Source organism: Plesiomonas sp. (assembly GCF_051650925.1).
Classification (GTDB): Bacteria; Pseudomonadota; Gammaproteobacteria; order Enterobacterales; family CAMTGL01; genus Plesiomonas.
In genome coordinates, this window is sequence record NZ_JBOFRH010000327.1 from 1 (window position 1) to 2,041 (window position 2,041).

The 2,041-nt window shown below is 48.5% G+C and carries 2 protein-coding genes; both read right to left on the reverse strand.

Annotated elements, in window-relative coordinates; genetic code table 11:
* Positions 1–99: 99 nt before the first annotated feature.
* Positions 100–792, reverse strand: a complete 693-nt coding sequence (pseF, locus tag ACRC27_RS07660) for a pseudaminic acid cytidylyltransferase (RefSeq protein WP_192437260.1) — start codon at positions 790–792, stop codon at positions 100–102.
* Entirely contained in the window at positions 789–1,961 is a 1,173-nt protein-coding gene (gene pseC, locus ACRC27_RS07665) for a UDP-4-amino-4,6-dideoxy-N-acetyl-beta-L-altrosamine transaminase (RefSeq protein ID WP_192437261.1), read from the reverse strand. Before pseC ends, pseF begins: the two co-directional genes overlap by 4 nt.
* Positions 1,962–2,041 lie beyond the last annotated feature (80 nt).

Sequence of the window (2,041 nt, forward strand, 5' to 3'; positions counted from 1 at the left end):
AATTCGGTGAGATGCTGTGCTAAGACCATACAGCGCATCACGTGTCCTGTACCAATCAGTGCTGAGGCGTCGGCTCTAATAAGGATATGGCGTGGCTTTTCAGCTCTCATTGCACAATAACCGAAACATGAGTTCTGCATATTCCCAATCTTCAGGTGTATCAATATCCTGTACTCGCTGACGGGGTAAAATCATGGCGCGCGCAGCAGGGGAGAAGATAGGTTTGCCATTTAAAAAAGCATCAGCGGTTCCCCAGTAAAACTGGCCTGCATCATGAAATGCTTCAGGCAAGTCTTGTGAGCGAGTACTTAAGTGTTCAGGTTGAAACATGCTCACTCGTTGCTGGGCATCGAGTTTAATCGCACGTTGGATCGGAAAAGCATAGCGGGTGGCACTGAATACATAGTCGGTATCGTCTTGTGCCAGTAAATGATATCCCGCCAACAAATCTTCAGCACGTACAAAAGGGGCCGTGGCATACAGGCAACACAAGGCATCTACGGGCTGTTGCTGCTGGTGAAACCACAGCAAAGCATGTCGAATGACATCCGTAGTTGTCGCGTAATCGTTGGCAATATCCGCAGGCCGCATAAAGGGGACTTCAGCACCATATTGCTGCGCCACCTCGGCGATTGCAGGATCATCGGTCGATACAACGACAGCATCGAAGCAGCCCGCTTGCAGAGCTGCTTCGATGGAGTAAGCAATGATCGGTTTTCCAGCAAAGAGACGAATGTTTTTATGAGGGATACGCTTGCTACCACCTCGTGCTGGGATCAATGCAATTTTCACAGTTGTGCATCCTGTAAAATGGTACGTAGTACTTCGATTACGGTGTCTTGCTGCTGATCTGTCATCGCCGCAAACATAGGTAATGAAATAGCGTCTTCATAATAGGCTTCAGCTATCGGATAGTCGCCAATTTGAAAACCTAAGTTTTGATAATAAGGCTGGGTATGAACAGGGATATAGTGAATATTGACACCGATTCCGGCATTTCTCAGCGTATCAAAAATGTCTCGCCGTGTTTTGTTGAGTTTTGAACGTTGAAGCCGGATCACATACAGATGAAGAGCCGAATAAGCATCTTGTTGGCTGAACAATGGCCGCGTTAGAGGTAAATCATGTAGCGCTGCATGATAACGTTGAGCCAGTTGATGGCGGCGCGTAACAAACTCAGCTAAGCGTGTCATTTGAGAAACGCCGAGCGCGGCTTGTAATTCGGTCATACGGTAGTTATAGCCAAGGTCAATTTGTTGGTAATACCAACTACCGTGACTTTCGCCCTGCATTTTTGATGGCTCTCGGGTGATACCATGGCTGCGTAGCAGCGCCATGCGCTCGGCTAATTCTGGGCAGTTGGTCAATGCAGCGCCACCTTCGGCGGTGGTGACGATTTTTACCGGATGAAAGCTAAAAATCGTGATATCGGAGTATCGGCAGTTACCGATGGGCTCGCCATGGTATTGTCCCCCAATTGCGTGCGAGGCATCTTCGATGATATGGAAGCCGTACTCTTGCGATAGTGCATAAATGGCTGCCATATCGCATGGATAGCCACATAAATGTACCGGTACAACAATTTTGGGCAGGGTACCGTTTTGTTGAGCCTGCTTGAGTTTTTTCTCCAGCTGCTGTGGGCACAAGTTATAGGTCACGGGGTCAACATCGACAAAATCGACATCGGCACCACAATAGCGGGCACAGTTAGCGGATGCGACGAAGGTAATCGGTGTTGTCCATAAACGATCGCCAACACCTAATCCGAGCGCCATACAGGCTATATGTAACGCCGATGTCGCACTGTTGACGGCCAGAGCATATTGAGCGCCGGTAGCTTGCTGTAAAGCCAACTCAAAGGCCGGCACTTGCGGCCCTTGAGTTAAGAAATCCGACTGCAATACAGCAACAACGGCATCAATGTCATCCTGAGAGATCTGCTGTCTACCGTAAGGGATCATGAATCAGATACTCCCAATTTTAGCTTGGTTCAGCTCAATCCATGTCTGAAGCGTATCTTTGCTCATCCATTCAGTGTTGT

Bases quoted from the DNA above. Each gene is read 5' to 3' on its own strand.
- pseC (WP_192437261.1), bottom strand. From the start codon at position 1,961: ATGATCCCTTACGGTAGACAGCAGATCTCTCAGGATGACATTGATGCC.